Below are 26,043 nucleotides of genomic sequence, written 5' to 3'. Positions count from 1 at the left end.
CCGGGGATGATGGCCAGATGCATATAGTGACCACCGAATGCCCACATGGGTCAATCGGTGCAACAGCAATACCGCTTTTATCCGCACACACGGCTAAAATGCGGCCATTGCCACCGCTGAGCCGAACATGACCATTACCCGCCACGCCCAGATCGACTGGGACGAACAAGGCAATCCGCATTCGCGTACGTTTTCCGATGTGTATTTTTCCACCGAATCCGGTCTTGAAGAGACGCGCCATGTGTTTCTGGTGCAGAACGACCTGCGCCGACGCTTCACGGAATTGCCGGAAGACGGACGGCTGATCATCGGCGAAACCGGTTTCGGCACCGGGCTCAATTTCCTCTGCGCCTGGCAGTTGTTCGATGAATGCGCCCGCCCCGGTGCAAGGCTGCAGTTCGTCAGCGTCGAGAAATACCCGTTGAGCCGCGACGACCTGCAAAGGGCGCTGGCGTTGTGGCCGGAGCTGGCGGCGTTCGCAGATCCTTTGCTTGATCAGTATGTGGCCGTGCATGAGGGTTTTCAGCGCATAGTGTTCGATCAGGGCCGGGTCACGCTGACGCTGCTGATCGGCGATGCGCTGGACATGCTGCCGCAACTGGACGGCCAGATCGATGCCTGGTTTCTCGATGGTTTCGCGCCCGCGAAAAATCCCGAGATGTGGACACCGGAGTTGTTTGCCGAGCTGGCGCGACTGTCGACAACAGCGACGACCATCGGCACCTTCACCAGCACCGGCTGGGTACGCCGCGCACTGAATGCTGCGGGTTTCAAGATGAAGCGCGTGCCGGGGATCGGTCATAAATGGGAAGTGCTGCGCGGTACGTTCATCGCGTGGCCTGAAGAGTCCGTCCCTGTGCCCGCCGCCAAACCCTGGTTCGCCCGTCCGCCTGCGCTGCACAATGAGCGCAAGGCATTGGTGATCGGCGCCGGGCTGGCCGGTTGCGCCACGGCCGAGAGCCTGGCGAACAGGGGCTGGCAGGTTAGCCTGCTGGAGCGTCATGCCGCGCCCGCGCAGGAAGCCTCGGGCAATCCGCAGGGCGTGCTGTACCTCAAGCTGTCGGCGCACGGCACGGCGTTGTCCCAATTGATTCTCAGCGGGTTCGGGCATACCCGGCGCCTGCTCGAACGCTTGCAGCGCGGCGTCGACTGGGACGGTTGCGGTGTGCTGCAACTGACCTTCGACGACAAAGAAGCCAAACGTCAGGCACAACTGGCCGAGGCTTTTCCTGAATCGCTTCTGCATCTGCTGGACCAGTCTGCGGCCGAAGCACGCAGCGGTATCCGGCTGGCCAGCGGCGGGCTGTTTTACCCGGAAGGCGGCTGGGTTCATCCGCCTGCCCTCTGCGACAGGCAGGCCACTCACCCGAACATTCGGTTGATCGCTCATCACGAGGCGCTGGAACTGCGTCAGGTCGGTGGGCAGTGGCAGGCGTGGGATAACGAGCGCTTGATCGACAGCGCGCCAGTCGTGGTGCTGGCCGGTGCCGCCGACATCAAACAGTTTGCGCAAAGCGCGGAGTTGCCGCTCAAACGCATTCGCGGGCAGATCACTCGCCTGCCGGAGACTGCGGCCAGCACAGCATTGAGTACGGTGGTCTGCGCCGAAGGTTACGTCGCGCCCGCGCGGCTGGGTGAGCATACGCTGGGGGCGAGCTTTGACTTCAACAGCGTCGATCTGACGCCCAATCTGGCCGATCATCTGGGCAATCTGCAGATGCTGGAAGAGATTTCCCACGATCTTGTAGAGCGTCTGGAAGCAGCAGACCTGCCACCCGAGCACCTGCAAGGCCGCGCTGCGTTTCGCTGCACCAGCCCGGATTACCTGCCCATCGTCGGTCCGCTGGCGGACCGTGAAGCGTTTATGGAAGCCTTCGCTGCACTGGGCAAGGATGCGCGTCAGGTGCCGGACGTCGCCTGTCCCTGGCTGGACGGTTTTTACGTCAACAGCGGCCACGGTTCACGTGGACTGATCACCGCCCCGCTGTGCGCCGAACTCCTCGCCGCCTGGCTCGACAACGAACCGCTGCCGCTGCCTCGCAGCGTCGCCGAAGCCTGTCACCCGAACCGGTTTGCCTTGCGCGGGTTGATTCGGGGCGAGCATAAAGTCTCTGACTGAATGCGTACCCGTGGGAGGCGGCTCGCCGGCGATGGCGTCAGCTCAGTCGCTGATGTGTTGCTTCGGAAAATGCATCGCCGGCAAGCCGCCTCCCACAGTCCGTTGGTTGCAGCAAGACTTGTGTATAACGATGAGTGCAGAGCGATAGGGATACAGCCCGTAACGCTCCGCGTGACTTTCCTGGCCGTACACGAATGTTAAGCGGAACGCGATGCCCTTAGCGCAATCAGTATTAAGCCACTCAGCGACGCACACTCGCTCAGCCGCTATCCTTATTGTCAGTACAGCCAGTCGAGCCCCTCATGTTGCAAGTGCGAGACGTATTCAAGAATTACACCACGGCTCAAGGCCCATTGGCGGTTTTGCGGGGTGTCGATCTGCACATGGCGCGAGGTGAAAGCCTGGCGTTGATGGGCGAATCGGGCAGTGGCAAGAGCACGCTGTTGCATCTGGTTGCCGGGCTCGATCAGGTTGACTCAGGCACGATCGAAATCGCCGGGCAACGTCTGGACCTGATGAACGAAAGCCAGCTGGCAAACTGGCGACGTACGGAAATCGGTCTGGTGTTCCAGCAATTCAACCTGATCGGCAGCCTCAAGGTTGCCGATAATCTGGCATTTCAGGCGCGTCTGGCCGGGCGCTACGACCCGGTCTGGCAGGCACGGCTGGTCGAGCGCCTGCGCCTGGATGCGCTGCTGGACCGTTATCCCGAGCAATTGTCCGGCGGCCAGCAGCAACGTGTCGCCATTGGCCGCGCCCTTGCCTCCCGGCCGAGTCTGCTATTGGCGGACGAACCCACTGGAAACCTCGACGAAACCACCAGTGGCGAAGTACTGCAATTGTTGCTGGACCTGCTCGACGACAGCGCAACCACCCTCCTGATGGTCACTCACAGCCCGCGCGTTGCGGCACGACTGGCGCGCACACAGGTGCTGCATCTGGGCCGCCTGGCGAACGAAGGCGAGCGCTGACATGCGGGTGTTTTACTGGACGTTGCGCGCCCTGCTCAGCCACTGGCGACGCCACCCGGTGCAGTTCTTCAGCGTGCTGACCGGGCTGTGGCTGGCGACGGCACTGCTGACCGGCGTGCAGGCGCTGAACAGTCAGGCACGGGAAAGCTATCAGCAGGCCAGCCAGTTGATTGGCGGCCAGCCGCAGTCCTACATCGAAGCGGCCGATGGCAAGGTGTTCTCACAGGACCTGTTCATTCAATTGCGTCGCTCAGGCTGGCCGGTGTCGCCCATGGTGCAAGGCCGGATCACGCTCAAAGGGCACGAAGACCGAAGGCTGCAACTGATGGGCATCGAGCCTGTGACCTTGCCCAAAGGCTCGTCGCTGGCGAGAAAGACACTGGATACGGAACAGGTCGTGGACTTCCTTGCACCGCCAGGGGCGACCTGGATATCGCCGCAGACCCTGCATGCACTGAATCTCAAGGAAGGCCAGCAGCCGCTGACGGAAAACGGCGCATCGCTGCCGCCCCTGCGCGTGACGCCGGACATGGCCCCCGGCCTGCTGCTCACCGACATCGGTTTTGCACAACCGCTGCTCGGTGCCAACGGCCAGCTGTCCCGGCTGCTATTGCCCGAGGGATTCTCAGCGCCCATGCCTGCTCCGCTGGCAGGCAAACTGGTGATCAGGAAAGCGGGCGAAGAAAACAATCTTGAGCGCCTGACCGAAAGCTTTCACCTGAACCTGAACGCACTGGGTGTGCTGTCGTTCATCGTCGGTTTGTTCATCGTACACGCGGCGATCGGCCTGGCGCTCGAGCAACGCCGCGGCCTGCTGCGCAACCTGAGAGCCTGCGGGGTTACCGCCCGAATGCTGATTGCAACGCTGGGCATGGAGCTCGGTGCTCTGGCGCTGCTCGGCGGGTTATTCGGGGTAATCAGCGGCTACCTGCTGGCAAGCCTGCTGCTGCCGGACGTCGCTGCCAGCCTGCGAGGGCTCTACGGCGCCGAAGTCGCCGGGCAACTGAAGCTGAGCGCAGGGTGGTGGTTCAGTGGCATCGGCGTCAGCCTGCTCGGCGCGCTGCTGGCGGGTGCCAACAGCCTGCTGCGCGCCGCTCGCATGCCTTTGCTGGCACTGGCCGACGCACAGGCGTGGCAGCAGGCTCACGCTCGCTGGCTGCGACGCCAGGGCTGGGTCGCAGTGATCTGCGCGGTCGTCGCACTGGCTGCCCTGTTGCTGGGCCATTCGTTGTTACTGGGATTCGTGCTGGTGAGTTCGATACTGCTCGGCGCTGCGCTCGGTCTGCCTGTACTGCTGGATGCAGTGCTTGGCACGCTGCTCAAACGCAGCCGTTCGGTCATAGGCCAGTGGTTCCTGGCCGATTGCAGACAGCAGTTGCCTGCACTAAGCCTGGCGCTGATGGCACTGCTGCTGGCGATGGCCGCCAATATCGGCGCGGGCAGCATGACCTCGGGCTTTCGTGAAACCTTTAACAGTTGGCTGGAGCAGCGCCTGACCGCTGAACTGTACGTCAGTCCTCAGAACCCCGAACAAGCCGAGCCGCTGCATAACTGGCTGAACCAACAGCCGGAGATCAAGGCCGTGCTGCCGAACTGGCAAGTGCCGATACAGATACAAGGCTGGCCCTCCGATCTGTTTGGCGTGATTGATCACACAACTTATCGCCAGCATTGGGAGTTGCTTGAAGCCTCGAACGATGCCTGGGGTCAGTTGGCCAGTCAGGACACCATCATGCTCAGCGAGCAGATGGCGCGTCGTCTCAAGCTGGGGCTGGACGACACGTTGAACATTCCCTTGCCGACAGGCCAATGGTCGGCACGTATCGTGGGTATCTATGCCGATTACGGCAACCCCAAGGGCCACTTGCTGGTCAACGCCAGGCACCTGCTCGCTCACTGGCCGAACCTGACGCCGGTGCGCTTCAACCTGCGAATCGATCAGCCCGCCATCGCACCGTTGATCACTGCGCTAAGGGAGCAATTTGTGCTGGATGACAGCCACATCATCGACCAGAGCCAGCTGAAAAGCTGGTCCAGTCAGGTATTCGAGCGCACGTTCGCAGCCACCGCTGCACTCAATAGCCTGACCCTGGGCGTGGCCGGGATAGCGCTGTTCATCAGCCTGCTCACCCAAAGCCAGAGTCGTCTCGGTCAGCTCGCGCCACTGTGGGCGATGGGTGTGACACGACGCAAACTGATGCTGCTCAATCTGGGGCAGACATGGATGCTGGCGGTACTGACTCTGCTGCTGGCTCTGCCATTGGGCATAGCGCTGGCCTGGTGCCTGAATGCGGTCATCAATGTGCAAGCATTCGGCTGGCGATTGCCGCTTCGGGTTTTCCCGCTGCAATTGCTGCAACTGATGTTGCTTGCGATGGTGGCGACCCTGCTGGCCTCGGCCTGGCCGCTGTTCAAGCTGTACAGAAGTCGTCCAAGCGATCTGTTGAGGACGTTTGCCCATGAACGCTAGATGGCTGCTCCTCATGCTGGCTCTGTTGCTGAGCGCCTGCGACGACAAGCCGATGCCGGACAACGGTTTCGCCGGGCTGGGCAACACCGCGGACGCGTACAGCCAGGTCACACCGGGCCGGGTGTTTTCGTTCCCGCAGGATCATGGACAGCACCCCGGTTTCCGCCTCGAATGGTGGTACATCACTGCCACCCTCAAGGACGACAAGGGCGAGCAGTTCGGCGTGCAGTGGACGCTGTTTCGCAACGCCATACGGCCAGGCACTCAGACCGGCAGCGGCTGGAACGACGGCACGATCTGGCTGGGGCACGCTGCGGCCACATCAGCGACCCGGCATTACGTGGCAGAGCGCTACGCCCGTGGCGGTGTCGATCAGGCCAATGTCACCACAGCGCCGTTCTCTGCGTGGATCGACGACTGGTCGATGAGCAGCGACTCGCACACTGACGATCCGCTGGCAAGCGTCCAACTGAAGGCCAGCGGCAAGGATTTCCGCTATCACCTGAATCTCACGACGGCCCAGCCAGTGGTGCTGCAAGGCAAGGAAGGCTACAGCCGAAAATCCGATGCAGGACAGGCGTCGTACTACTACAGCCAACCGTTTTTCGATGCCAGGGGCAGCGTCGAGATCGAAGGCAAAACCTATCAGGTCACCGGCAACGCCTGGCTGGACCGGGAGTGGAGCAGCCAACCACTTACCGCCGATCAAACCGGCTGGGATTGGTTTTCCCTGCAGCTGGCGGGCGGCGACCGGTTGATGCTCTATAGAATTCGCCACAAAAACGGTGCGCCCTATGTGACAGGCAACTGGATTGGCGCCGATGGTACTACCCGGTTACTGAGCGCAGACGAAATCAGCCTTGAACCCCTCAAGACCACAACCATCGACGACCATCAGGTGCCCACAGTATGGTCGGTCAAGGTCCCCGGCAAGCATCTGGACATCACCACCGAAGCGCTCAATCCCAAGGCCTGGATGGGCATGAGCATTCCCTACTGGGAGGGGCCTGTGAGGTTCCATGGCAGCCAGAGCGGTGTGGGCTATCTGGAGATGACGGGGCATTGATTCCGGTCACCGGCCAGTCCAACCCATACGCCTGATACCGGAACCACGTCCAGAGAGCCCTGATCTTTATAACTTTTTGTTCTAAAACTACCGCCTTTGCCTCGGGTCAGTTTCTGGGTGGCTGGACTTTCTCAGCCACCTCCCCAACGGAAACCCGGTAAGGACTTATGTGCGGATTAGCAGGTGAACTACGTTTCGACCATCAACCAGCGGACCTTGCCGCTGTTGAACGCATTACCCATGAGCTGGCGCCTCGCGGCCCGGATGCGTGGGGTTTTCACAGCCAGGGGCCGATTGCCCTTGGTCATCGCCGCCTGAAAATCATGGACCTGTCCGATGGGTCGGCGCAGCCGATGATCGACAGCCACCTTGGCCTGTCCATGGCCTTCAACGGTGCGATCTACAACTTCCCGGAACTGCGCGCCGAGCTGGAAGCGCTGGGCTATCAGTTCCATTCCGGTGGCGATACCGAAGTGCTGCTCAAGGGCTACCACGCGTGGGGCGCAGACATGCTGCCCAAGCTCAACGGCATGTTCGCGTTCGCTATCTGGGAGCGTGACAGCAAGCGCCTGTTCATCGCCCGCGACCGTCTGGGCGTCAAGCCGCTGTACCTGTCGAAGACCGACAAGCGCCTGCGTTTCGCCTCGTCGCTGCCTGCGCTGCTCAAGGGCGGCGATATCAGCCCGATGCTCGATCCGGTCGCGCTCAACCATTACCTGAACTTCCACGCCGTGGTCCCTGCGCCACGCACGCTGCTGGCAGGTGTCGAGAAACTGCCACCGGCCAGCTGGATGCGCATCGACGCCAGCGGTCAGGTCGAGCAGAAAGTCTGGTGGACGCTGCCGTACGGTCCTCATGAGGACGAGAAAAACCTCACCCTGGAAGACTGGCGCGACCGCGTGCTCGACAGCACCCGTGAAGCCGTGGCGATTCGTCAACGTGCTGCGGTGGATGTCGGCGTGCTGCTGTCGGGCGGTGTCGATTCCAGCATGCTGGTCGGTCTGCTGCGCGAAGTGGGCGTCGAAGACCTGTCGACCTTCTCCATCGGTTTCCAGGATGCCGGTGGCGAGCGCGGCGACGAGTTTCAGTATTCGGACCTCATCGCCAAGCACTACGGCACCCGTCACCATCAGCTGCGCATTCAGGAAAGCGAGATCATCGAGCAATTGCCCGCTGCCTTCCGTGCGATGAGCGAGCCGATGGTCAGCCACGACTGCATCGCGTTCTACCTGCTGTCGCGTGAAGTGGCCAAGCATTGCAAGGTCGTTCAGAGCGGCCAGGGTGCTGACGAGCTGTTCGCCGGTTACCACTGGTATCCACAGGTTGACGGTGCGAGCGACCCGGTGGCCGCCTATCGCGACGCCTTTGTCGACCGCAGCTACGCAGAATATGCTGAAACCGTGCAGCCGAAGTGGCTGACCGCCAACGACGCAGCCGGTGACTTTGTCCGCGACCACTTCGCCCAGCCGGGCGCGAGCGCCGCTGTCGACAAGGCCCTGCGTCTGGACAGCACTGTGATGCTGGTGGATGACCCGGTCAAACGTGTCGACAACATGACCATGGCCTGGGGCCTGGAAGCGCGTACGCCGTTCCTGGACTACCGTCTGGTCGAACTGTCCGCCCGCATTCCTGGCAAATTCAAGCTGCCGGACGGTGGCAAGCATGTGCTCAAAGAAGCGGCGCGCATGGTCATTCCATCCGAAGTGATCGATCGCAAGAAAGGCTATTTTCCGGTGCCCGGTCTCAAGCACTTGCAGGGCGATACCCTGAATTGGGTGCGCGAGTTGTTGACGGATTCCAGTCAGGACCGTGGTCTGTTCAATCCGGCCATGATCGACAAACTGCTGACCAATCCGGAAGGTCAACTCACCCCGCTGCGTGGCTCGAAGCTGTGGCAGTTGGCAGCGCTGAACCTGTGGCTCAGCGAACAAGGACTGTGATCCCATGAAACAGAATGCGACGACTTACAGCCAACGCCTGTTGCGCCGACAGTCGCCCTCGTACGAACGTCTGCAGGCACGGTTTGCCGAAGATGGCAGTCTGCTGGAGGCCGAGCCCCTGGCGCTGCACTGCGGCTGGGGCCGCCTGCTGATCGGCCACACCTATCCTGATCCGGCTGCGCTGGCTCATGAGCTGCTGAACGAGAAACCGGGTGAGCGTGACATTGCGCTCTACGTGGCTGCGCCCCAACAGGTGCTGGCGCAGGCTCCGCAGCAACTGTTCCTTGATCCGTCAGACACGCTGCGTCTGTGGTTCAGTGACTACCGCCCGGCGCAACGAGTGTTTCGCGGCTATCGCATTCGTCGCGCGCAGAGCGAGTCGGACTGGCAGGCCATCAACAACCTGTATCTGGCACGCGGCATGTTGCCGATCGATCATTCGCTGCTGACGCCGCGTCATCAGGGCGGTCCGGTGTACTGGATCGCAGAGGATGAAAGCACCAACACCGTGATCGGCAGTGTGATGGGGCTCAACCATCAGAAAGCCTTCAATGATCCGGAAAAAGGCAGCAGCCTGTGGTGCCTTGCGGTCGATCCGCAGTGCACGCGTCCGGGTGTGGGTGAGGTGCTGGTCCGACATCTGGTCGAGCACTTCATGAGCCGTGGTCTGAGCTACCTTGACCTGTCGGTGTTGCATGACAACGAACAGGCCAAGGCGCTTTACGCCAAACTGAATTTCCGTAACCTGCAGACCTTCGCCATCAAGCGCAAGAACGGCATTAACGAGTCGCTGTTCCTCGGTCCTGGCCCGCAGGCGGAGTTCAATCCCTACGCGCGGATCATCGTCGAAGAAGCTCACCGGCGTGGGATCGACGTTCAGGTCGACGACGCGGACGCGGGACTTTTCACCCTCAGCTATGGCGGGCGTCGCATTCGCTGCCGCGAGTCGCTGAGCGATCTGACCAGTGCCGTGAGCATGACCCTGTGCCAGGACAAAAGCCTGACGCACCGCGCTCTGAAGGCAGCCGGTCTGCGCCTCCCGGCTCAGCAATGCGCTGGGAGCGAGGAACAGAATCGCGCTTTTCTTGAAGAGCACGGCCAGATTGTGGTCAAGCCGCTGGACGGCGAGCAGGGCCAAGGCGTTGCCGTTGACCTGCGCACGCCGGAAGATGTACAGAACGCCATCGAGCATGCGAAGCAGTTCGACAGCCGCGTGATTCTGGAAAGTTTTCACGAAGGTCTGGACCTGCGCATCGTGGTGATCGGTTTCGAAGTGGTTGCCGCAGCGATACGCCGCCCCGCCGAGATCATTGGCGATGGCCGCCATACCATCAAGCAGTTGATCGAAGCCCAGAGCCGTCGTCGCGAGGCTGCGACCGATGGCGAGAGCCGCATCCCCATGGATGGAGAGACCGAACGCACGGTGCGTGAGGCAGGCCACGACTACGCCACCGTTCTGCCGATGGACGAGCGCCTGGTTGTGCGCCGCACCGCCAACCTGCACACCGGCGGCTGCCTGGAAGACGTCACGGCCATTCTGCATCCCGTACTGGTCGATGCCGCTGTACGGGCTGCCCGCGCACTGGACATCCCGGTGGTCGGCCTGGACCTGATGGTTCCGGCTGCCGACCAGTCGGAGTATGTGTTCATCGAAGCCAATGAGCGCGTCGGACTCGCTAACCACGAGCCTCAACCGACCGCCGAACGCTTCGTCGACCTGCTGTTTCCGCACAGCCTGCCTGCGCACAACTAGATAGCTACAAGCGCTGGACCGAAGCGGCGACTGTATTGCCGCTTCGGCCCGCTGCTTTCCGATTGACCCAATAGGAGCCTTCCATGACCCCTGCAAATATCCCCGATCCGGATCTGAAGTACCTGCAGAAAGTGCTGTTGGAAATGCTCGCGATCCCAAGCCCGACCGGCTTCACCGATACCATCGTGCGCTACGTCGCCGAGCGTCTCGAAGAAATAGGCATTCCGTTCGAACTGACGCGCCGCGGCACCATTCGCGCGACGCTCAAGGGCAAACAGAATTCACCCGACCGTGCCGTCTCCGCGCACCTGGACACCATCGGTGCCAGCGTCCGCGAGGTCAAGGACAACGGCCGTCTAGCGCTGGCCGCCGTCGGCTGCTGGTCGAGCCGCTTTGCCGAAGGCAGCCGGGTGAGTGTGTTCACCGACACCGGCATCATTCGTGGCAGCGTGTTGCCGCTGATGGCTTCGGGACACGCATTCAATACCGCAGTCGATGAAATGCCGATCAGCTGGGACCACGTCGAACTGCGTCTGGACGCCTACTGCACCACGCGCGCCGACTGTGAGTCACTGGGAATCGGTATCGGCGACTTCGTTGCCTTCGATCCGTTGCCGGAGTTCACTGAAAGCGGCCACATCAGCGCCCGTCACCTTGACGACAAGGCTGGTGTCGCGGCGTTGCTGGCCGCGCTAAAGTCCATTGTCGACAGTGGCGCAGAGCCGTTGATCGACTGCCACCCGCTGTTCACCATCACCGAAGAAACCGGTACGGGTGCCGCAGGCGTGTTGCCGTGGGACGTGAGCGAATTTGTCGGCATCGACATCGCACCGGTCGCGCCGGGCCAGCACTCCAGCGAGCATGCGGTCAGCGTGGCGATGCAGGATTCGGGCGGACCTTACGATTATCACCTGTCGCGCCACCTGCTGCGCCTGGGCGTGGACAATGAACTGCCGGTGCGCCGCGACCTGTTCCGTTACTACTACAGTGACGCGCACTCGGCCGTCACCTCGGGCCACGACATCCGCACTGCCCTGCTGGCATTCGGCTGCGACGCAACCCATGGCTACGAGCGTACGCACATCGACAGCCTTGCGGCCCTGAGCAAACTGCTGGGCGCCTACATGCTCAGCCCGCCGGTCTTTGCCAGCGATGCCAAACCGGCCCAGGCCTCACTGGATCAGTTCAGCCATCAGATCGAGCACGACGCGCAGATGGAATCCGATACACGGGTGCCGCCGGTAGACAGCCTGATCGGGCAGAATCGCGAGGAACCTTGATTCTGTGAAGGCGCTCAGCAGTGAGGAAATTCACTGACTGAATGCTATGCCTAACGTGGGAGGCGGCTTGCCGGCGATGGCGTCAGATCAGTCACTGATAGGGCGCCTCGGAAAACGCATCGCCGGCAAGCCGCCTCCCACGTTCCATTGGCTGCGGCAAGACGTGGGCACAACACGCAGGGTCGCGCCTGGAAACGATCAGGTTCCGGCCTTATAAATTGCGACACCTGCCATCACCGCACTATCATCGTCGGCTATCGACCCGAGAACCGCCATGCTCATCCCCTACGACCAGCTTGAACCCGATACCCTCACCCGCCTGATCGAAGACTTCGTCACCCGCGAAGGCACTGACAATGGCGACGAAACGCCATTGCAGACCCGTGTGCTGCGGGTGCGGCACGCGCTGACCAAGGGACAGGCAGTGATTTTCTTCGACCTGGAAAGCCAGCAGTGTCAGTTGATGCTCAAGCACGACGTGCCCAAGGAATTCTTCGACTGAGTATCAGGCAGCGGGCGATCCCGGCTGCTGCTCTGCCAGCTTGTTGGCAATGCGCCGAAACACCTCGGCGCGGTGGATCTTGATGTCCTTGGGTGCGTCGATACCCAGGCGGACCTGATTGCCATTCACACCCAGGATCTGCACGGTGATGTCATCACCGATCGAAAAGGTCTCGCCAATTTCCCGCGTCAGTACCAGCATTTTTCGACTCTCGTGTTGTTACAAAAGAGTCAGGGTGCAGGGCAGAATCGAGGGCTTCAATACGATGATGGCAAATCAGTAACGTCCTTCACGTGCGCCGGAGCGCACTGAAGGAAACGTCCTACCTACGGGTCAAAAGAGCTGAAAAACTCACGCTGAACAGGCGGACACCGTCAGTTTGTCTGCCGCGCCTTGGCGCGCATCTTGCCGCACATGACCGTCATTTCCTCGTACATGGCCTCGGGATGTTTACGCTTGAGCTCCCACGCCAGGCGACCCTCATCGTGAGGCAGGATCATGAACTCGCCCTTGCCGACCTGTTCGAAGATGTGATCGGCGATGTCACTGGCCGTGATCGGGGATTTTTCCAGCAGCCTGCCGATCTGCGCCTTCATCGACGGTGTAGGTCCGCGAAAGGAATCCAGCAGGTTGGTCTGGAAGAACGACGGGCAGACGACATGCACACCGACCTCCTGATCACGCAGTTCAACCAGCAGACTTTCCGACAGGGCAACCACGCCCGCCTTGGCCACGTTGTAGTTGCTCATGGCCGGCGCCTGCATCAGCGCAGCCATCGAGGCGATGTTGATGATCTTGCCCTTGCTTGCCTGCAGCATCGGCAGGAACGCCTTGCAGCCCTTGACCACGCCCATGAGATTGATCGCGATCTGCCAGTCCCAGTCTTCCAGCGACAACTCGTTGAAGAAACCGCCGGAGGCGACACCTGCATTATTGACGATGATGTCGATACCACCGAAACGCTCTTCGCACGCCTGAGCGAAGGCGGTCAACTGGCTGTAGTCGCGCACATCGCAGCGCTGAACGAAACCGTCACCGCCTGCTTCGCGTACCAGGCTCAGGGTTTCCTGCAAACCGGCGTCATTGACGTCCGACAGAGCCAGACGCCAGCCTTCGCGCGCCCAGCGCAGTGCGATCTCACGGCCCAGACCCGAGCCGGCGCCAGTAATCATGATGCGGTTTTGCATAGCGGAATGCCTTGTGATGTGCAGGAATAGACGGAGTGTAATCACTGCCGGAGCAGGACAACCCCAACATCAGAACGCTGAATACCCGGAGCAAACCCGTGTGTTATCCGCGCCTGAATCTGCGCACGCCACGGACGAGCAATGCCCCGTATACCGATGCATTGATCAGCAGAACGATACCGCCCAGCCAGAGCTGAATCTGTGGGGTCAGCCCTGCGGGATAGATCAGCGGGATCAGGTAATGCTCGATGAAACCGCCGTCGTAACCCTGATCGCCCGCTCTGCTGCGCAAGGCATTCTCCAGCGGCGTCAACGGGCAGTACAAATGCAGAAATTCGACTGCAGCCCCCCAAATCATGGCAGGAAGATGCAGCAGCGCTGCCCACGGCCAACGCAGAACCAGCAAGCCGCCCAGCAGCACGAACAGGATGAACAGCAGGTGAAACGTGACAACTGCATCTGCAGCCAGCCGGAAGATCATCGGCACACCCCTGAAGTAGTCAATGGACGGAGCGGAGTTTTAAACCGTCCGTTAGTTCAATCTTTTAATGCGCTTTATCTAGCTGATTACCACGATTAGATGCGGAATATTTTCTTACAACCCATTGATATAAAAGACTTTTAAAAATTGTAAGATTTTATTCGATATCCGTAGAACCTTTCATGAACGGCCGGAGTCGGATGTTTCAAGCAGCTAAAACTCAAGGCTTTGGAGCCAAGAGCTTTTAACTGCAGGAACTCTAACCGGAATTACAAGAAGGAACTCACGTCATGGGCATCGGCACTATTCTTATCATCGTTCTGATTCTGCTGCTGGTCGGCGGTCTGCCGGTCTTCCCGCACTCGCGCAGCTGGGGCTACGGTCCATCGGGCGTGATCGGTACGATCCTGGTCATTCTGCTGATTCTGGTATTGCTCGGCAGAATATAACGTTCCTGCCAAAGCCCCGCCCTCACCCGCGGGGCTTTTTATTGCACAAAAAAAGCAGCCCGAGGGCTGCTTTTTTCATGAAGCGTACTGCTTAGTGTGACACCGCACCGCTGGCACCCAAGCCAGTCTGCGAACGTACGAACTGCGGGAAGAACAAGGCGCGCTCGCCCTCTACCGCTTTCGACTTGTCGGTGATGGAGAAGAACCAGATGCCCACGAATGCGATGGCGATAGAGAACAGCGCCGGGTACTCGTAAGGGAAGATGGCTTTCGGGTTGTGCAGGATCTGCACCCAGATGGTAGGACCCAGCACCATCAGCACGACCGCACTGATCAGACCCATCCAGCCGCCGATCATGGCGCCACGGGTGGTCAGGTTTTTCCAGTACATGGAAAGCAGCAGGATCGGGAAGTTGCAGCTTGCCGCTACCGAGAACGCCAGACCCACCATGAACGCGATGTTCTGGCTTTCGAAGGCGATACCCAACAGGATGGCCACGACCGCCAGCGCAATGGTGGTGATCTTGGAGATGCGAATCTCGTCCTTCTCGTTGGCCTTGCCTGCCTTGATCACACTGGCGTACAGGTCATGAGACACCGCCGATGCTCCGGCAAGGGTCAGACCGGCAACTACTGCCAGAATGGTGGCGAACGCAACCGCCGAGATGAAGCCCAGGAACAGACTGCCGCCCACTGCGTCGGCCAGATGCACCGCTGCCATGTTGTTACCGCCCAACAGAGCACCTGCCGCGTCCTTGAACATCGGGTTGGTGCTGACCAGCAGGATCGCGCCGAAACCAATGATGAAGGTCAGGATGTAGAAGTAGCCGATGAAACCGGTGGCGTAGAGCACCGACTTGCGGGCTTCCTTGGCGTCGCTCACGGTGAAGAAGCGCATCAGGATGTGAGGCAGGCCTGCAGTACCGAACATCAGGGCCAGACCCAGCGAGAACGCCGAGATCGGATCCTTCACCAGACCGCCGGGGCTCATGATCGCTTCACCTTTGGGGTGAACCTTGATGGCCTCGGAGAACAGCATGTTGAAGTCGAAGTTGACGTGCTTCATCACCATCAGCGCCATGAACGAGGCACCGGACAGCAGCATCACCGCTTTGATGATCTGTACCCAGGTGGTGGCCAGCATGCCGCCAAACAGCACGTACAGGCACATCAGGATACCGACCAGGACAACGGCCACGGTGTAATCCAGACCGAACAGCAGCTGGATCAGCTTGCCGGCACCGACCATCTGGGCAATCAGGTAGAACGCAACCACGACCAGCGAACCGCAGGCCGACAGGGTACGAATCTCTTTCTGCTTGAGGCGGTAGGAAGCAACGTCGGCGAAGGTGTATTTACCCAGGTTACGCAGGCGCTCGGCGATCAGGAACAGAATGATCGGCCAGCCCACCAGAAAGCCGATCGAGTAGATCAGGCCATCGTAGCCGGAGGTGTACACCAGTGCGGAAATACCCAGGAAGGACGCCGCCGACATGTAGTCGCCCGCGATGGCCAGACCGTTCTGAAAACCGGTGATCTTGCCGCCTGCCGAGTAGTAGTCCGATGCTGTCTTGTTTTTCTTCGAGGCCCAGTAGGTGATGTAGAGCGTAAAGCCCACGAATGCCAGGAACATCACGATCGCCGAGACGTTCAGGGGTTGTTTCTGTACCGCCCCGGTGAGGGCATCCGCCGCCATGAGGGCCGGCGCACAGAGGGACAGGCCGATGGCCAGGGATAGACGACGGATCATTGCTGAGCCTCCTTGAGAATCGCATTGTTCAGGTCGTCGAATTCACCGTTGGCACGGCGCACGTAGATGGCCGTCAGGACGAATGCCGAGACAATCAGGCCAACCCCGATCGGCATTCCCCAGGTAATAGAAGAGGTCGCGCTCAGTTTGGCACCCAGGATATGTGGCCCGTACGCAATCATCAGGATGAATGCGGCATAGAGCCCAAGCATGATCGCCGAGAGAATCCAGGCGAAACGCTCTCTCTTGGAAACCAGCTCCTTGAATCGCGGGCTGTTTTGAATCGAGAGGTAAATGCTGTCGTTCATTGTTTTTGTCCTCGCAGCACAGATGAGATGTCACGTATTCCACTTTAGTCAGGTCCGGCGCGCACTCCAGACGACCTTAGTATTAGAACGACATTAGTCGTAGATTCGTGATGCTGCTCCCAATCCGCAGGCAAACACGCTCAAGGCGCTTGAAAACTTTATCGTGGGCAAACAAAAGGCCGTCTGACGAGAACGCCAGACGGCCCTGGAAACATTGAAACAGAGGCCTTGCGGTTATTTACCTGTCCAGGCAGCCACACGATCCGGGTGTTTGGACACCCAGTCCTTGGCAGCCGCTTCAGGCTTGGCGCCGTCCTGGATGGCCAGCATCACCTCGCCGATTTCGTCTTTCGACGCCCACTGGAATTTTTTCAGGAAGGCCACGGCGTCCGGCGCCTTTTTCTCGAGGCCCAGGCTTGCGACGTTGTCGACGGTTTCAGCCGCACCGTAAACGCCCTTCGGATCTTCCAGGAATCGCAGTTTCCATTTGGCGAACATCCAGTGCGGCACCCAGCCGGTCACGGCAATCGATTCCTTGCGCTCTTCGGCCCGGGTCAACGCGGAAATCATGCCCGCGCCGGAACTGGCCTGCAGCTTGTAACCGTCCAGCCCGTAGTCCTTGATGGCCTGATCGGTCTTGATCATCACGCCCGAGCCTGCATCGATACCGGTGATCTTCTTCTTGAAGGACTCATCGGTCTTGAGGTCTTCAATGCTCTTGGCCTTCACGTATTCCGGCACGATCAGGCCGATCTTGGCGTCCTTGAAGTTGGGGCCGTAGTTGACGACCTGATCCTTGTACTTGGCGTAATACTCACCATGGGTGCTCGGCAACCAGGCGGACAGGATCATGTCGAGCTTGTCGGTGGCCACCGCCTGCCACATGATTCCGGCCGCAACGGACTGCAGTTTGACGTCATAGCCGAGCTTCTGCTTGAGCACTTCGGACGCCACGAAGGTAGTGGCTACGCTATCGGACCAGCCTTCTACATAGCCAATGGTCAGCGTCTTGGTTTCAGCAATGGCCAGCGTGGAGCTGACAGCAAGTACCAGTGCGGCACCCGCCCCCAGGATTTTTCGCATCTTCATCGTCGCTTCCCCGGAAGTCCTGCGCCGACGGCTGTCGGACAGGGTTAACGTTGTTTTTCATGCCGCATGCCCACCCAAATCCGGAGCGAGCTGCGACCTGCACGTCTTGATCGCTCCTGCGCGCAACGCACGCACCGTAACGCACACTGATCATCGGCTTGCGCCGCGATCCGGCATGCTCTGCCTGCGACACCGGGACAACGGGAAACGACATCACACAGCCATCAGCGACACCACGTTCCGAAAAACGCCTCAATGACGTTCACACCGGCACAGAAACAGGATGTGTTACCGAAGACTCACTCCCGGAAGCCTTTTCGGGTAACACGGAAACATTACCGCAAAAAGACAGGGCTTCGATTTACACTGATTTTCAGCAAGTCATTGTTTTTAAATGACTTTAAAAAGTTGGCATGGCAACTGCTATCTCTCAGGCACAACAAAAACAAGAAATGTGCAGCAAACCAATAAAAACAAGACGTAACGGCTCTGACATAACAAGAACAACACGGACAGAGACGCAGCTAACAGATTTTTTTGGAGTGGATCAGCTTTACAGGGACTTCGCCTGGCGAGGCCCCGCAATCGGACAGAGAACAATAAAACTACCTTCAGGTAGCTCCAGAACCGGTTGGACCCCGATGTTGTGCAGACAAAGGGTTGAAGCAAGTCAGCGCTCAAAAAAATACGTTTGCTCTTGACCCCGGATGGGGGTCGCACTGAAACGCGATAAAGGTCAGGTCACCAAAAACAACAACAGACCGCCTATAACAATAAGAAGAGCACGTGAAACACATTAGAAGGAGAGCCCCGGCTCTCCTTTGTGCTGTCTGGCTTTCGGGTTTTATTTTCGGGACCGCCGAATCTTTGCACCCGATGGCCCTCAAACCCCTTCTGACAGGCAGGACTGCCTCCTGAAACGGGACGCAGGCACGCTGGATACGAACCAAATTCGATTTGGCCGAAAAAAAAGCACAGATGTGCATTGCTAAATCCACAGACCGTGTATTGTTCCGTCAGGTTTACAAGGTTCGCACCCGCAATGCGGCACTTTGGCACTACACCAGTGGTCAGAGCCTGCGTACCTCATCAGCACTTCTTTCCCAAGGGATTTAGTCATGCTCCGTTTTCTGCGCTTCGCTACCGTTATTGGTGGCCTGTGTTTAAGTGCGTCCGCTCTGGCGACGAATGTCGACCCCGCCACTTATGGCTACCCGCTGACTAATCCGTTCGAAGCGACCATTGCTACAACACCTCCCGACTTGCGTCCCGACCTGCCTGATGACGAAGACATCGATCAGGATGTGTACACACTCAACCTGCACCCTGAGCGCGAGTTCACCCTGCCCGACAACTTCTGGGCCGTAAAAAAGCTTCACTATCGACTGGCCAAACAGGACCACGCTGCACCGCTCATCTTCCTGATCGCCGGCACCGGCGCGCCTTACAACAGCACGATCAATGAATTCCTGAAGAAACTGTATTACGGCGCGGGCTATCACGTCGTTCAGTTGTCGTCGCCCACCAGCTACGACTTCATGAGTTCGGCTTCTCGTTTCGCAACGCCTGGCATCTCCAAGGATGACGCCGAAGACCTGTATCGCGTGATGCAGGCCATTCGTGCGCAGCAGGCGCAACTTCCAGTGACAGACTATTACCTGACCGGCTACAGCCTCGGGGCACTGAACGCCGCGTTCGTCAGCCAACTGGATGAAACCCGTCGCAGCTTCAACTTCAAGAAAGTGCTGTTGCTCAATCCGCCGGTCAACCTTTACACCTCGATCACCAACCTCGACAAAATGGTCCAGACCAACGTCAAGGGCATCAACAACACCACCACGTTCTACGAACTGGTACTGGCCAAGTTGACGCGTTACTTCCGCCAGAAGGGTTACATCGACCTGAATGACGCCCTACTGTTCGACTTCCAGCAGTCCAAGCAGCACCTGACCAACGAACAGATGGCGATGCTGATCGGCACCTCGTTCCGCTTCTCCTCGGCTGACATCGCGTTCACGTCCGACCTGATCAACCGTCGCGGTCTGATCACCCCACCGAAATTCCCGATCACCGAGGGCACCAGCCTGACGCCGTTTCTCAAGCGCGCGCTGCAGTGCGACTTCGACTGCTACCTGACCGAACAGGTCATCCCGATGTGGCGTGCCCGCACCGACGGCGGCAGCCTGCTGCAACTGGTCGATCAGGTCAGCCTGTATGCACTGAAGGATTACCTGCACAACAGCAGCAAGATTTCGGTCATGCACAACGCAGACGATGTGATCCTGGGTTCGGGTGATCTGGGCTTTCTGCGCAAGACTTTCGGTGATCGCCTGACCGTTTATCCTTACGGCGGCCATTGCGGCAACATCAATTACCGCGTCAACAGCGACGCCATGCTGGAGTTCTTCCGTGGCTAAACGTCTTTTACTCCTTGCCGCCCTGCTCTGTGCCGGTACGGTTCACGCCGCTGACGCGGTCACCAGCAACAAGGCCGAGCACCCGGCGACCGTCCTGCGCCAGGTAGATGCGGATGGTTTCACTCAGCCGCTCAAGTCCCTGCAGTTCAACCCGGGCCTTGATCAGCGCGAGTTCGAGCGCGCCTCCATCAACGCCCTGGAAGTCTATGACCCGCTGGAGTCCTGGAATCGCCGGGTCTATCACTTCAACTACCGTTTCGACGAGTGGGTGTTCCTGCCGGTGGTGAATGGCTATCGCTACATTACGCCCGGCTTCGTGCGCAGTGGTGTGAGCAACTTCTTCAGCAACCTGGGCGACGTACCCAACCTGCTGAACAGCCTGTTCCAGTTCAAGGGCCAGCGATCGCTGGAAACCACCGGACGCCTACTGCTCAACACCACCATTGGTGTCGCCGGCCTGTGGGACCCGGCCACCATGATGGGCTTGCCACGCCAGAGCGAAGACTTTGGTCAGACGCTGGGCTTCTACGGCGTGCCGGCAGGCCCGTACCTGGTGCTGCCACTCTTCGGCCCCTCCAATCTGCGTGACACAGGCGGGCTTGTGTTCGACTTCGCCGCCGAAATGCAGATCAACTTTCTCAATGTGGCCGACGTCAGCAATGACCATCCGGAAATCACGCTGTTGCGAGCTATCGACCGGCGTTATGTGACCAGCTTCCGTTACGGCCAGCTGAACTCGCCGTTCGAATACGAGAAGGTGCGCTACGTCTACACCGAGTCGCGCAAGTTGCAGATCGCCGAATAAGCGAAACCTGTAGAAAAACGGCCAGCCCGAGTGATCGGGCTGGCCGTTTTTGTTTAAGACGTGTCTCTCATAAACCAGCACCCGTAGCACCCGGAGCACTCCAAACATCGATAAATTCGATTGATACACCCCACTATTCAAATCCATCCATCGATTGAACAGGCATACCATGCCGTCATTGTTACCTTACAAGAGTGCCTTTTTTCATGACTCAGTTTCGTAAAGTACTGGCGATCCAGGCAGGCCAGCCGACGTCGGATGGTGCCGGTGTGCGCCTGACCCGGGTATTTGGTGGTCAGGGTGTGGAGCAGTTCGATCCTTTTCTGATGCTCGACGAGTTTGGTTCGGACAACCCCGATGACTACATCGCAGGCTTCCCGCCACATCCGCATCGCGGCTTTGAAACCGTGACCTACATGCTCGAAGGCCGCATGCGCCACGAAGACCACATGGGTAACGTCGGCCTTCTGCAAGGCGGTGGCGTGCAGTGGATGACCGCAGCGCGCGGGATCATTCACAGCGAGATGCCAGAGCAGGAAGAGGGCGTGATGCGCGGTTTCCAGCTGTGGCTGAACCTGCCCGGCAAGAACAAACTGGCCGATGCCAGCTATCAGGACATTCAGCCGGAAAATATTCCGCGCCTGACCACCCAGGAAGGCGTCGAGGTGGTACTGATCGCCGGTCAGTTCGACGACGGCCGTGTTCAACAGGTCGGTGCCGTACAGCGTCCTGATACCGAGCCGCTGTATTTCGACTTCCATATGCCGACTGGCAGCCACATCAGCCCGCGTATCCCGCAAGGCCATCGTGCGCTGCTGTACGTGTACGAAGGCAGCATCGAGGTCGAAGGCTGCGCACAATCCATCGGCCCCAGCTGCATGGTGCGGCTGGGCGATGAAGGTGAGCTGCGGATCAAGAGCGCCGACGGCGCACGGGTCCTGCTGATTGCCGGCAAACCCCTGCGTGAGCCGATCGTGCAGTACGGGCCGTTCGTGATGAACACCCGTGAGGAAATAGAACAGGCACTGCGCGACTTCCGGGATGACCGTCTGACGGCGTGAGTTACATGCTGCGGTTTCAAGACAGTCGCAGAAACCGCTTCAACTCCGCCCCTTGGGCAATCGCATCATGCCGTCCCAGTTCGATCAGTTCGCTGCAATAACCCGATTCGAACAGCAGATAGCTCAAGACGCTGGCACCGCTGGTCTTGGTCGCTCCCGGTCCGCGCAGGAAGGTTCGCAGGGCAGGTGGCAGCTCGCGGCGGTGACGGGCTGCGATTTCATCCAGCGGCCGGCTCGGGGAAATCACCAGCACCTCGACCGGGGCCAGTCCTGGCTGACTTCGGGCCTCTTCGTCCTTGATCAGCGAACTGGCCATGTTCAGCCGCTCGAGCAGTTCGATATCGCTCTCCAGGTTGTCGATGAAGGTGCTGTTGAGCATGTGGCCGCTGATCTGCGCCATGCTGGGTTGCGCACCACTGGTGGGGCGCGGGGCCAGCTTTTTGGCGTGCAAACCATGCGGATTGCCACTGACGCCGACCACCAGCACGCGATTGGCGCCCAGATGAAGCGCCGGACTGATCGGTGCCGACTGACGCACGGCGCCATCACCGAAATATTCATCCTCAAGCTTGATTGGCGCGAACAGCAGCGGAATGGCCGAGCTGGCCAGCAGGTGTTCGATCGTCAACCGAGTGGGCTTGCCAACCCGCCGGTGACGCAGCCAGGGCTCGATAGTGCCGCGCCCCTGATAGAACGTGACCGCCTGACCGGACTCGTAACCAAATGCGGTGACCGCGACCGCACGCAGGTGATGCGCTTCGATGGCCGCCTCGATTCCGCCAAGGTCCAGCCGTTCGGTCAACAGATCACGCAAAGGCGAGCTGTTGAGCAGCGCAACCGGAATGTTGCGACCCAGGCCAGTCATGCTGCGCCCAAAGAATCGTCCGGCCTGACGAATCACCCCCGGCCAGTCGCTGCGCAGTACCTGATGGCTGCGAAACGACTGCCAGAACTCGGTCAGCTGATGGATGGCGATACGAAAGTGCAACGCGCCGCTGGCCAGTTTCACGGCGTTGATCGCACCGGCCGACGTGCCGACGATGACGGGAAAGGGATTGGGTGAACCGGGAGGCAGCAGGTCGGCAATGCCCGCCAGTACCCCCACCTGATAGGCGGCACGTGAGCCGCCGCCTGAAAGAATGAGCCCGGTGACAGGCTCGACATCGTGTGCAGCAGGTGTCGCTACGGCAGATTCTGGCATCTACAACTGACCTCGGTGATCAACGACGCTTTTTATTTATGCTTCCTGTATAGCTTCGGTTCACCGGCTGGTCGACTTTTGAAACGTCGATGGGCCCAAAGATATTGCGATGGGCATTCAGTGATAGCACTTTCTACCCATTGATTGATGCGCAGGCAATCGGCTTCGTCGCTCTCGCCGGGAAAATCCTGCATAGGCGGATGGATCACAAGCCGATAGCCACTGCCGTCCGCCAGACGCTGCTGAGTGAACGGTACGACCTGGGCGCGACCCAGCTTGGCGAACTTGCTGGTCGCCGTCACAGTCGCAGCCTGGATGCCGAACAACGGCACGAACACGCTCTGCTTGGCGCCATAGTCCTGATCAGGTGCGTACCAGATCGCCCGGCCGGCACGCAGCAGTTTGAGCATGCCGCGCACGTCTTCGCGCTCGACCGCCAGCGAATCCAGATTGTGGCGCTCACGTCCGCGACGCTGGACAAAGTCGAACAATGGGTTGCGGTGTTCGCGGTACATGCCGTCGATGGTGTGTTGCTGACCGAGCAGCGCCGCGCCGACTTCCAGCGTCGTGAAATGCAGGGCCATCAGAATCACACCCTCACCCTTCTGCTGCGCGTTCTGCAAGTGCTCCAGCCCTTCGACATGGGCCAGTCTGGCCAGTCGCTGTTTCGACCACCACCAGCTCATGGCCATTTCGAAGAAGGCAATGCCGGTGGAGGCAAAGTTTTCCTTGAGCAGGCGCTTGCGTTCAGCGGCGGACAGTTGAGGAAAACACAGCTCCAGATTGCGCGAGGCAATATATTTTCGATCAGTGGCAACCCGGTACATGACCGCGCCCAGCAGCCGACCGATGACCAGCAGCACACGAAACGGCAACTGCACGATCAGCCACAGAAGCCCCAGCCCCAGCCATAGCGGCCAGAAACGAGGGTGAAGGAAACGGGCGTTAAAGCGCGGGCGATCCATTTGGGCTTCCGTCAGAACAAAGGCCGCGCATTCTACATCGGTTCGACCGGCTTGCGGCCTGCGGGCGTTCTCGTTATAAGTCTCGGCACTTTTAGCGACAAGCTGTTGTGTAAGCCGACCATGAGCCAGATTGAATCGCAAAACCCGGAACCTGTATTTCAGCTCAAGGGCAGCATGCTTGCCATCACGGTGATGGAGCTGGCCCGAACCAATCTTGAAGCGCTTGACCGGCAACTGGCGGCCAAGGTCGCGCAGGCGCCCAACTTCTTCAGCAACACGCCGCTGATCCTGGCTCTGGACAAACTTGCGCCCAACGAGGGCTCGGTGGACCTGCCGGGGCTGGTGCGCATCTGTCGCCAGCATGGCTTGCGTACTCTGGCGATCCGCGCCAACCGCATCGAAGACATCGCCGCCGCCATCGCAGTCGATCTGCCGGTGCTGCCGCCGTCCGGCGCCCGTGAGCGCGTGCTGGACCCTGTCGAAGCCGAAGCGCCAAAAAAGATTCCGGAAAAACCGCCTGAACCGACCATCAAGCCAACCCGCGTAATCACGGCGCCGGTACGTGGTGGCCAGCAGATTTATGCCCAGGGTGGCGATCTGGTAGTGGTTGCTCCGGTCAGTCCCGGTGCGGAACTTCTGGCCGATGGAAACATCCATGTGTACGGCCCAATGCGCGGTAGAGCACTGGCAGGTATCAAGGGCGATACCAAGGCACGGATTTTCTGCCAGCAGTTGAGCGCTGAACTCATTTCAATCGCCGGGCAGTACAAGGTGTCTGAAGACCTGCGCAGGGACCCGCTTTGGGGCTCGCCGGTCCAGGTCAGCCTGTCCGGTGATGTGTTGAACATCATTCGGCTTTAACGGATACTGCCGCAATTTTCAAAGTATCCCTGATTCGTCGCGAAAACGTAGTAAAGGTTGTAGGAAATCCTGGGGAGCACTGCTCTTCAGCCGGTAAATGAGTCGAAAGTTGCAGCGTCCAGCTCTCTTTCCAGGACCAGGCCATACGATTTCCTTGATTCTTCGACTGACGCTGCGGCAAGGGATGCTCTTCAGGGACCAAAAGTCCTTTTCCTCTAGGGGTGATTCACCTTGGCCAAGATTCTCGTTGTTACATCCGGCAAGGGTGGTGTGGGCAAGACCACCACCAGCGCCGCTATCGGTACAGGCCTCGCAATGCGCGGCCACAAGACTGTCATCGTCGACTTCGACGTCGGCCTGCGTAACCTCGACCTGATCATGGGTTGCGAACGTCGTGTCGTTTACGACTTCGTCAACGTGGTCAACGGCGAGGCCAATCTGCAGCAGGCGCTGATCAAGGACAAGAAGATCGAAGGTCTGTTCGTACTTGCAGCCAGCCAGACCCGTGACAAGGAAGCACTGACCAAGGAAGGCGTCGAAAGAGTCCTGATGGAACTCAAGGAGTCGTTCGAATACATCGTCTGCGATTCTCCGGCAGGTATCGAAACCGGCGCGCACCTGGCGATGTACTTCGCCGACGAAGCGATCGTCGTGACCAACCCTGAAGTGTCGTCGGTCCGTGACTCCGATCGCATGCTGGGCCTGCTGGCCAGCAAATCCCGCCGCGCCGAGAACGGCGAAGACCCGATCAAGGAACACCTGCTGTTGACTCGCTACAACCCTGAGCGCGTCAGCAAGGGCGAGATGCTCGGTGTTGAAGACGTCAAGGAAATCCTTGCTGTCACGCTGCTGGGCGTCATTCCCGAGTCGCAAGCGGTACTCAAGGCCTCCAACCAGGGCGTGCCCGTTATCCTCGACGACCAGAGCGACGCAGGTCAGGCGTACAGTGACGCCGTTGACCGCCTGCTGGGCAAGACGGTGGACCACCGGTTCCTGGATATGAAGAAGAAAGGATTGTTTGAACGCCTGTTCGGGAGCAATTAATGAACATTTTTGACTTCTTTCGTGACCGCAAAAAAGAAAGCACGGCCTCGGTAGCGAAAGAGCGTCTGCAGATCATCGTTGCCCACGAACGTGGCCAGCGCAGCACACCGGACTACCTTCCTGCACTGCAGAAGGAACTGGTGGAAGTGATCCGCAAATACGTCAATATCGAGTCCGATCAGGTACAGGTCGCTCTGGAAAACCAGGGCAGTTGTTCGATTCTGGAACTCAATATCACTCTGCCCGATCGCTGATCAGGCAGTCGTCTTCGGCGGTATCGGTGCCCTCATCAAGAGGTAGCGCCTTTACCGCCGTTGGCGTTTC

General features: G+C 59.5%; 23 protein-coding genes. 15 read left to right on the top strand and 8 right to left on the bottom strand.

All coding sequences use genetic code 11. The annotated features are described in order from the left end of the window. Positions 1–127: 127 nt before the first annotated feature. The 8 genes from mnmC to AO065_RS24235 all read left to right on the top strand — a co-directional run bounded on the left by mnmC (position 128) and on the right by AO065_RS24235 (position 12,101). Positions 128–2,119, top strand: a complete 1,992-nt coding sequence (gene mnmC / locus AO065_RS24270) for a bifunctional tRNA (5-methylaminomethyl-2-thiouridine)(34)-methyltransferase MnmC2/FAD-dependent 5-carboxymethylaminomethyl-2-thiouridine(34) oxidoreductase MnmC1 (RefSeq protein ID WP_004879440.1) — start codon at positions 128–130, stop codon at positions 2,117–2,119. A gap of 302 nt (positions 2,120–2,421) precedes the next feature. Further along, positions 2,422–3,090 (top strand): ABC transporter ATP-binding protein, encoded by a 669-nt coding sequence (locus AO065_RS24265; protein WP_004879433.1) that lies wholly within the window; start codon positions 2,422–2,424, stop codon positions 3,088–3,090. A 1-nt stretch (position 3,091) separates the two neighbouring features. Further along, positions 3,092–5,560, top strand: a complete 2,469-nt coding sequence (locus AO065_RS24260; RefSeq protein ID WP_004879432.1) for an ABC transporter permease — start codon at positions 3,092–3,094, stop codon at positions 5,558–5,560. Further along, positions 5,550–6,626, top strand: coding sequence for a lipocalin-like domain-containing protein (locus tag AO065_RS24255; protein ID WP_004879430.1), 1,077 nt, complete (start codon positions 5,550–5,552; stop codon positions 6,624–6,626). The genes AO065_RS24260 and AO065_RS24255 overlap by 11 nt, the downstream gene beginning before the upstream one ends. Before the next feature lie 167 nt (positions 6,627–6,793). Further along, entirely contained in the window at positions 6,794–8,566 is a 1,773-nt protein-coding gene (locus AO065_RS24250) for an N-acetylglutaminylglutamine amidotransferase (RefSeq protein ID WP_004879425.1), read from the top strand. A gap of 4 nt (positions 8,567–8,570) precedes the next feature. Next, the gene (ngg, locus tag AO065_RS24245; protein ID WP_004879423.1) at positions 8,571–10,319 is read left to right on the top strand and encodes an N-acetylglutaminylglutamine synthetase; all 1,749 of its coding nucleotides are present in this window, start codon (positions 8,571–8,573) and stop codon (positions 10,317–10,319) included. An 83-nt stretch (positions 10,320–10,402) separates the two neighbouring features. Beyond that, positions 10,403–11,599 (top strand): osmoprotectant NAGGN system M42 family peptidase, encoded by a 1,197-nt coding sequence (locus AO065_RS24240; RefSeq protein ID WP_004879421.1) that lies wholly within the window; start codon positions 10,403–10,405, stop codon positions 11,597–11,599. Positions 11,600–11,873: 274 nt separating this feature from the next. After that, positions 11,874–12,101, top strand: a complete 228-nt coding sequence (locus AO065_RS24235) for a YheU family protein (RefSeq protein WP_004879420.1) — start codon at positions 11,874–11,876, stop codon at positions 12,099–12,101. Between the two features lie 3 nt (positions 12,102–12,104). Here the strand turns inward: AO065_RS24235 and csrA are convergent, their stop codons facing one another. The 3 genes from csrA to AO065_RS24220 all read right to left on the bottom strand — a co-directional run bounded on the left by csrA (position 12,105) and on the right by AO065_RS24220 (position 13,769). After that, positions 12,105–12,302 (bottom strand): carbon storage regulator CsrA, encoded by a 198-nt coding sequence (gene csrA / locus AO065_RS24230; protein ID WP_004879419.1) that lies wholly within the window; start codon positions 12,300–12,302, stop codon positions 12,105–12,107. Positions 12,303–12,475: 173 nt separating this feature from the next. Continuing rightward, on the bottom strand, positions 12,476–13,288 hold the full coding sequence (locus tag AO065_RS24225) for an SDR family oxidoreductase (protein WP_004879418.1): 813 nt from the start codon (positions 13,286–13,288) through the stop codon (positions 12,476–12,478). A gap of 103 nt (positions 13,289–13,391) precedes the next feature. Then, positions 13,392–13,769 carry a DUF2784 domain-containing protein gene (locus AO065_RS24220; RefSeq protein WP_004879417.1) on the bottom strand — a complete coding sequence of 126 codons (378 nt, stop codon included), beginning with the start codon at positions 13,767–13,769 and terminating at the stop codon, positions 13,392–13,394. 290 nt (positions 13,770–14,059) lie between these two features. Here AO065_RS24220 and AO065_RS24215 point away from each other — a divergent pair, with 290 nt between their 5' ends. Next, positions 14,060–14,218, top strand: coding sequence for a DUF3309 family protein (locus AO065_RS24215; RefSeq protein WP_004879412.1), 159 nt, complete (start codon positions 14,060–14,062; stop codon positions 14,216–14,218). 91 nt (positions 14,219–14,309) lie between these two features. On the opposite strand, the gene AO065_RS24210 is transcribed toward AO065_RS24215, so the two are convergent. From AO065_RS24210 to AO065_RS24200, 3 genes are all read right to left on the bottom strand, one after another. Further along, complete coding sequence (locus AO065_RS24210) at positions 14,310–15,968, bottom strand: cation acetate symporter (RefSeq protein WP_004879411.1); 1,659 nt, start codon at positions 15,966–15,968, stop codon at positions 14,310–14,312. Beyond that, positions 15,965–16,276 (bottom strand): DUF485 domain-containing protein, encoded by a 312-nt coding sequence (locus AO065_RS24205; protein WP_004879410.1) that lies wholly within the window; start codon positions 16,274–16,276, stop codon positions 15,965–15,967. Before AO065_RS24205 ends, AO065_RS24210 begins: the two co-directional genes overlap by 4 nt. 234 nt (positions 16,277–16,510) lie before the next feature. Further along, the gene (locus tag AO065_RS24200; RefSeq protein ID WP_004879404.1) at positions 16,511–17,365 is read right to left on the bottom strand and encodes a glycine betaine ABC transporter substrate-binding protein; all 855 of its coding nucleotides are present in this window, start codon (positions 17,363–17,365) and stop codon (positions 16,511–16,513) included. Between the two features lie 1,118 nt (positions 17,366–18,483). On the opposite strand from AO065_RS24200, the gene AO065_RS24195 reads away from it, so the two are divergent. The 3 genes from AO065_RS24195 (at position 18,484) to AO065_RS24185 (ending at position 21,648) form a co-directional block, all read left to right on the top strand. Further along, entirely contained in the window at positions 18,484–19,782 is a 1,299-nt protein-coding gene (locus tag AO065_RS24195; protein ID WP_004879401.1) for a hypothetical protein, read from the top strand. After that, the gene (locus tag AO065_RS24190; protein ID WP_004879399.1) at positions 19,775–20,587 is read left to right on the top strand and encodes an MlaA family lipoprotein; all 813 of its coding nucleotides are present in this window, start codon (positions 19,775–19,777) and stop codon (positions 20,585–20,587) included. The genes AO065_RS24195 and AO065_RS24190 overlap by 8 nt, the downstream gene beginning before the upstream one ends. A gap of 206 nt (positions 20,588–20,793) precedes the next feature. Next, positions 20,794–21,648 carry a pirin family protein gene (locus AO065_RS24185; RefSeq protein ID WP_004879395.1) on the top strand — a complete coding sequence of 285 codons (855 nt, stop codon included), beginning with the start codon at positions 20,794–20,796 and terminating at the stop codon, positions 21,646–21,648. A 16-nt stretch (positions 21,649–21,664) separates the two neighbouring features. Here the strand turns inward: AO065_RS24185 and AO065_RS24180 are convergent, their stop codons facing one another. Both AO065_RS24180 and AO065_RS24175 read right to left on the bottom strand, forming a co-directional pair. Continuing rightward, positions 21,665–22,849, bottom strand: coding sequence for a patatin-like phospholipase family protein (locus AO065_RS24180; protein WP_004879394.1), 1,185 nt, complete (start codon positions 22,847–22,849; stop codon positions 21,665–21,667). 32 nt (positions 22,850–22,881) lie between these two features. Next, complete coding sequence (locus AO065_RS24175; protein WP_004879393.1) at positions 22,882–23,814, bottom strand: lipid A biosynthesis lauroyl acyltransferase; 933 nt, start codon at positions 23,812–23,814, stop codon at positions 22,882–22,884. Positions 23,815–23,934: 120 nt separating this feature from the next. Between AO065_RS24175 and minC the strand changes: the two genes are divergently transcribed. The 3 genes from minC (at position 23,935) to minE (ending at position 25,973) form a co-directional block, all read left to right on the top strand. Then, positions 23,935–24,675, top strand: a complete 741-nt coding sequence (gene minC / locus AO065_RS24170; protein ID WP_004879392.1) for a septum site-determining protein MinC — start codon at positions 23,935–23,937, stop codon at positions 24,673–24,675. Positions 24,676–24,906: 231 nt separating this feature from the next. Continuing rightward, positions 24,907–25,719: a septum site-determining protein MinD gene (gene minD / locus AO065_RS24165; RefSeq protein WP_004879391.1), complete on the top strand. Its 813-nt coding sequence runs from the start codon at positions 24,907–24,909 to the stop codon at positions 25,717–25,719. Beyond that, positions 25,719–25,973: a cell division topological specificity factor MinE gene (gene minE, locus AO065_RS24160; RefSeq protein WP_004879390.1), complete on the top strand. Its 255-nt coding sequence runs from the start codon at positions 25,719–25,721 to the stop codon at positions 25,971–25,973. Before minD ends, minE begins: the two co-directional genes overlap by 1 nt. The last annotated feature ends 70 nt before the right edge of the window (positions 25,974–26,043 follow it).

The organism is Pseudomonas viridiflava (assembly GCF_001642795.1).
In the GTDB taxonomy this organism is placed as follows: domain Bacteria; phylum Pseudomonadota; class Gammaproteobacteria; order Pseudomonadales; family Pseudomonadaceae; genus Aquipseudomonas; species Aquipseudomonas viridiflava.
Note: the sequence above shows the minus strand (reverse complement) of the source record. Positions and strands in the feature narration are given on the sequence as shown.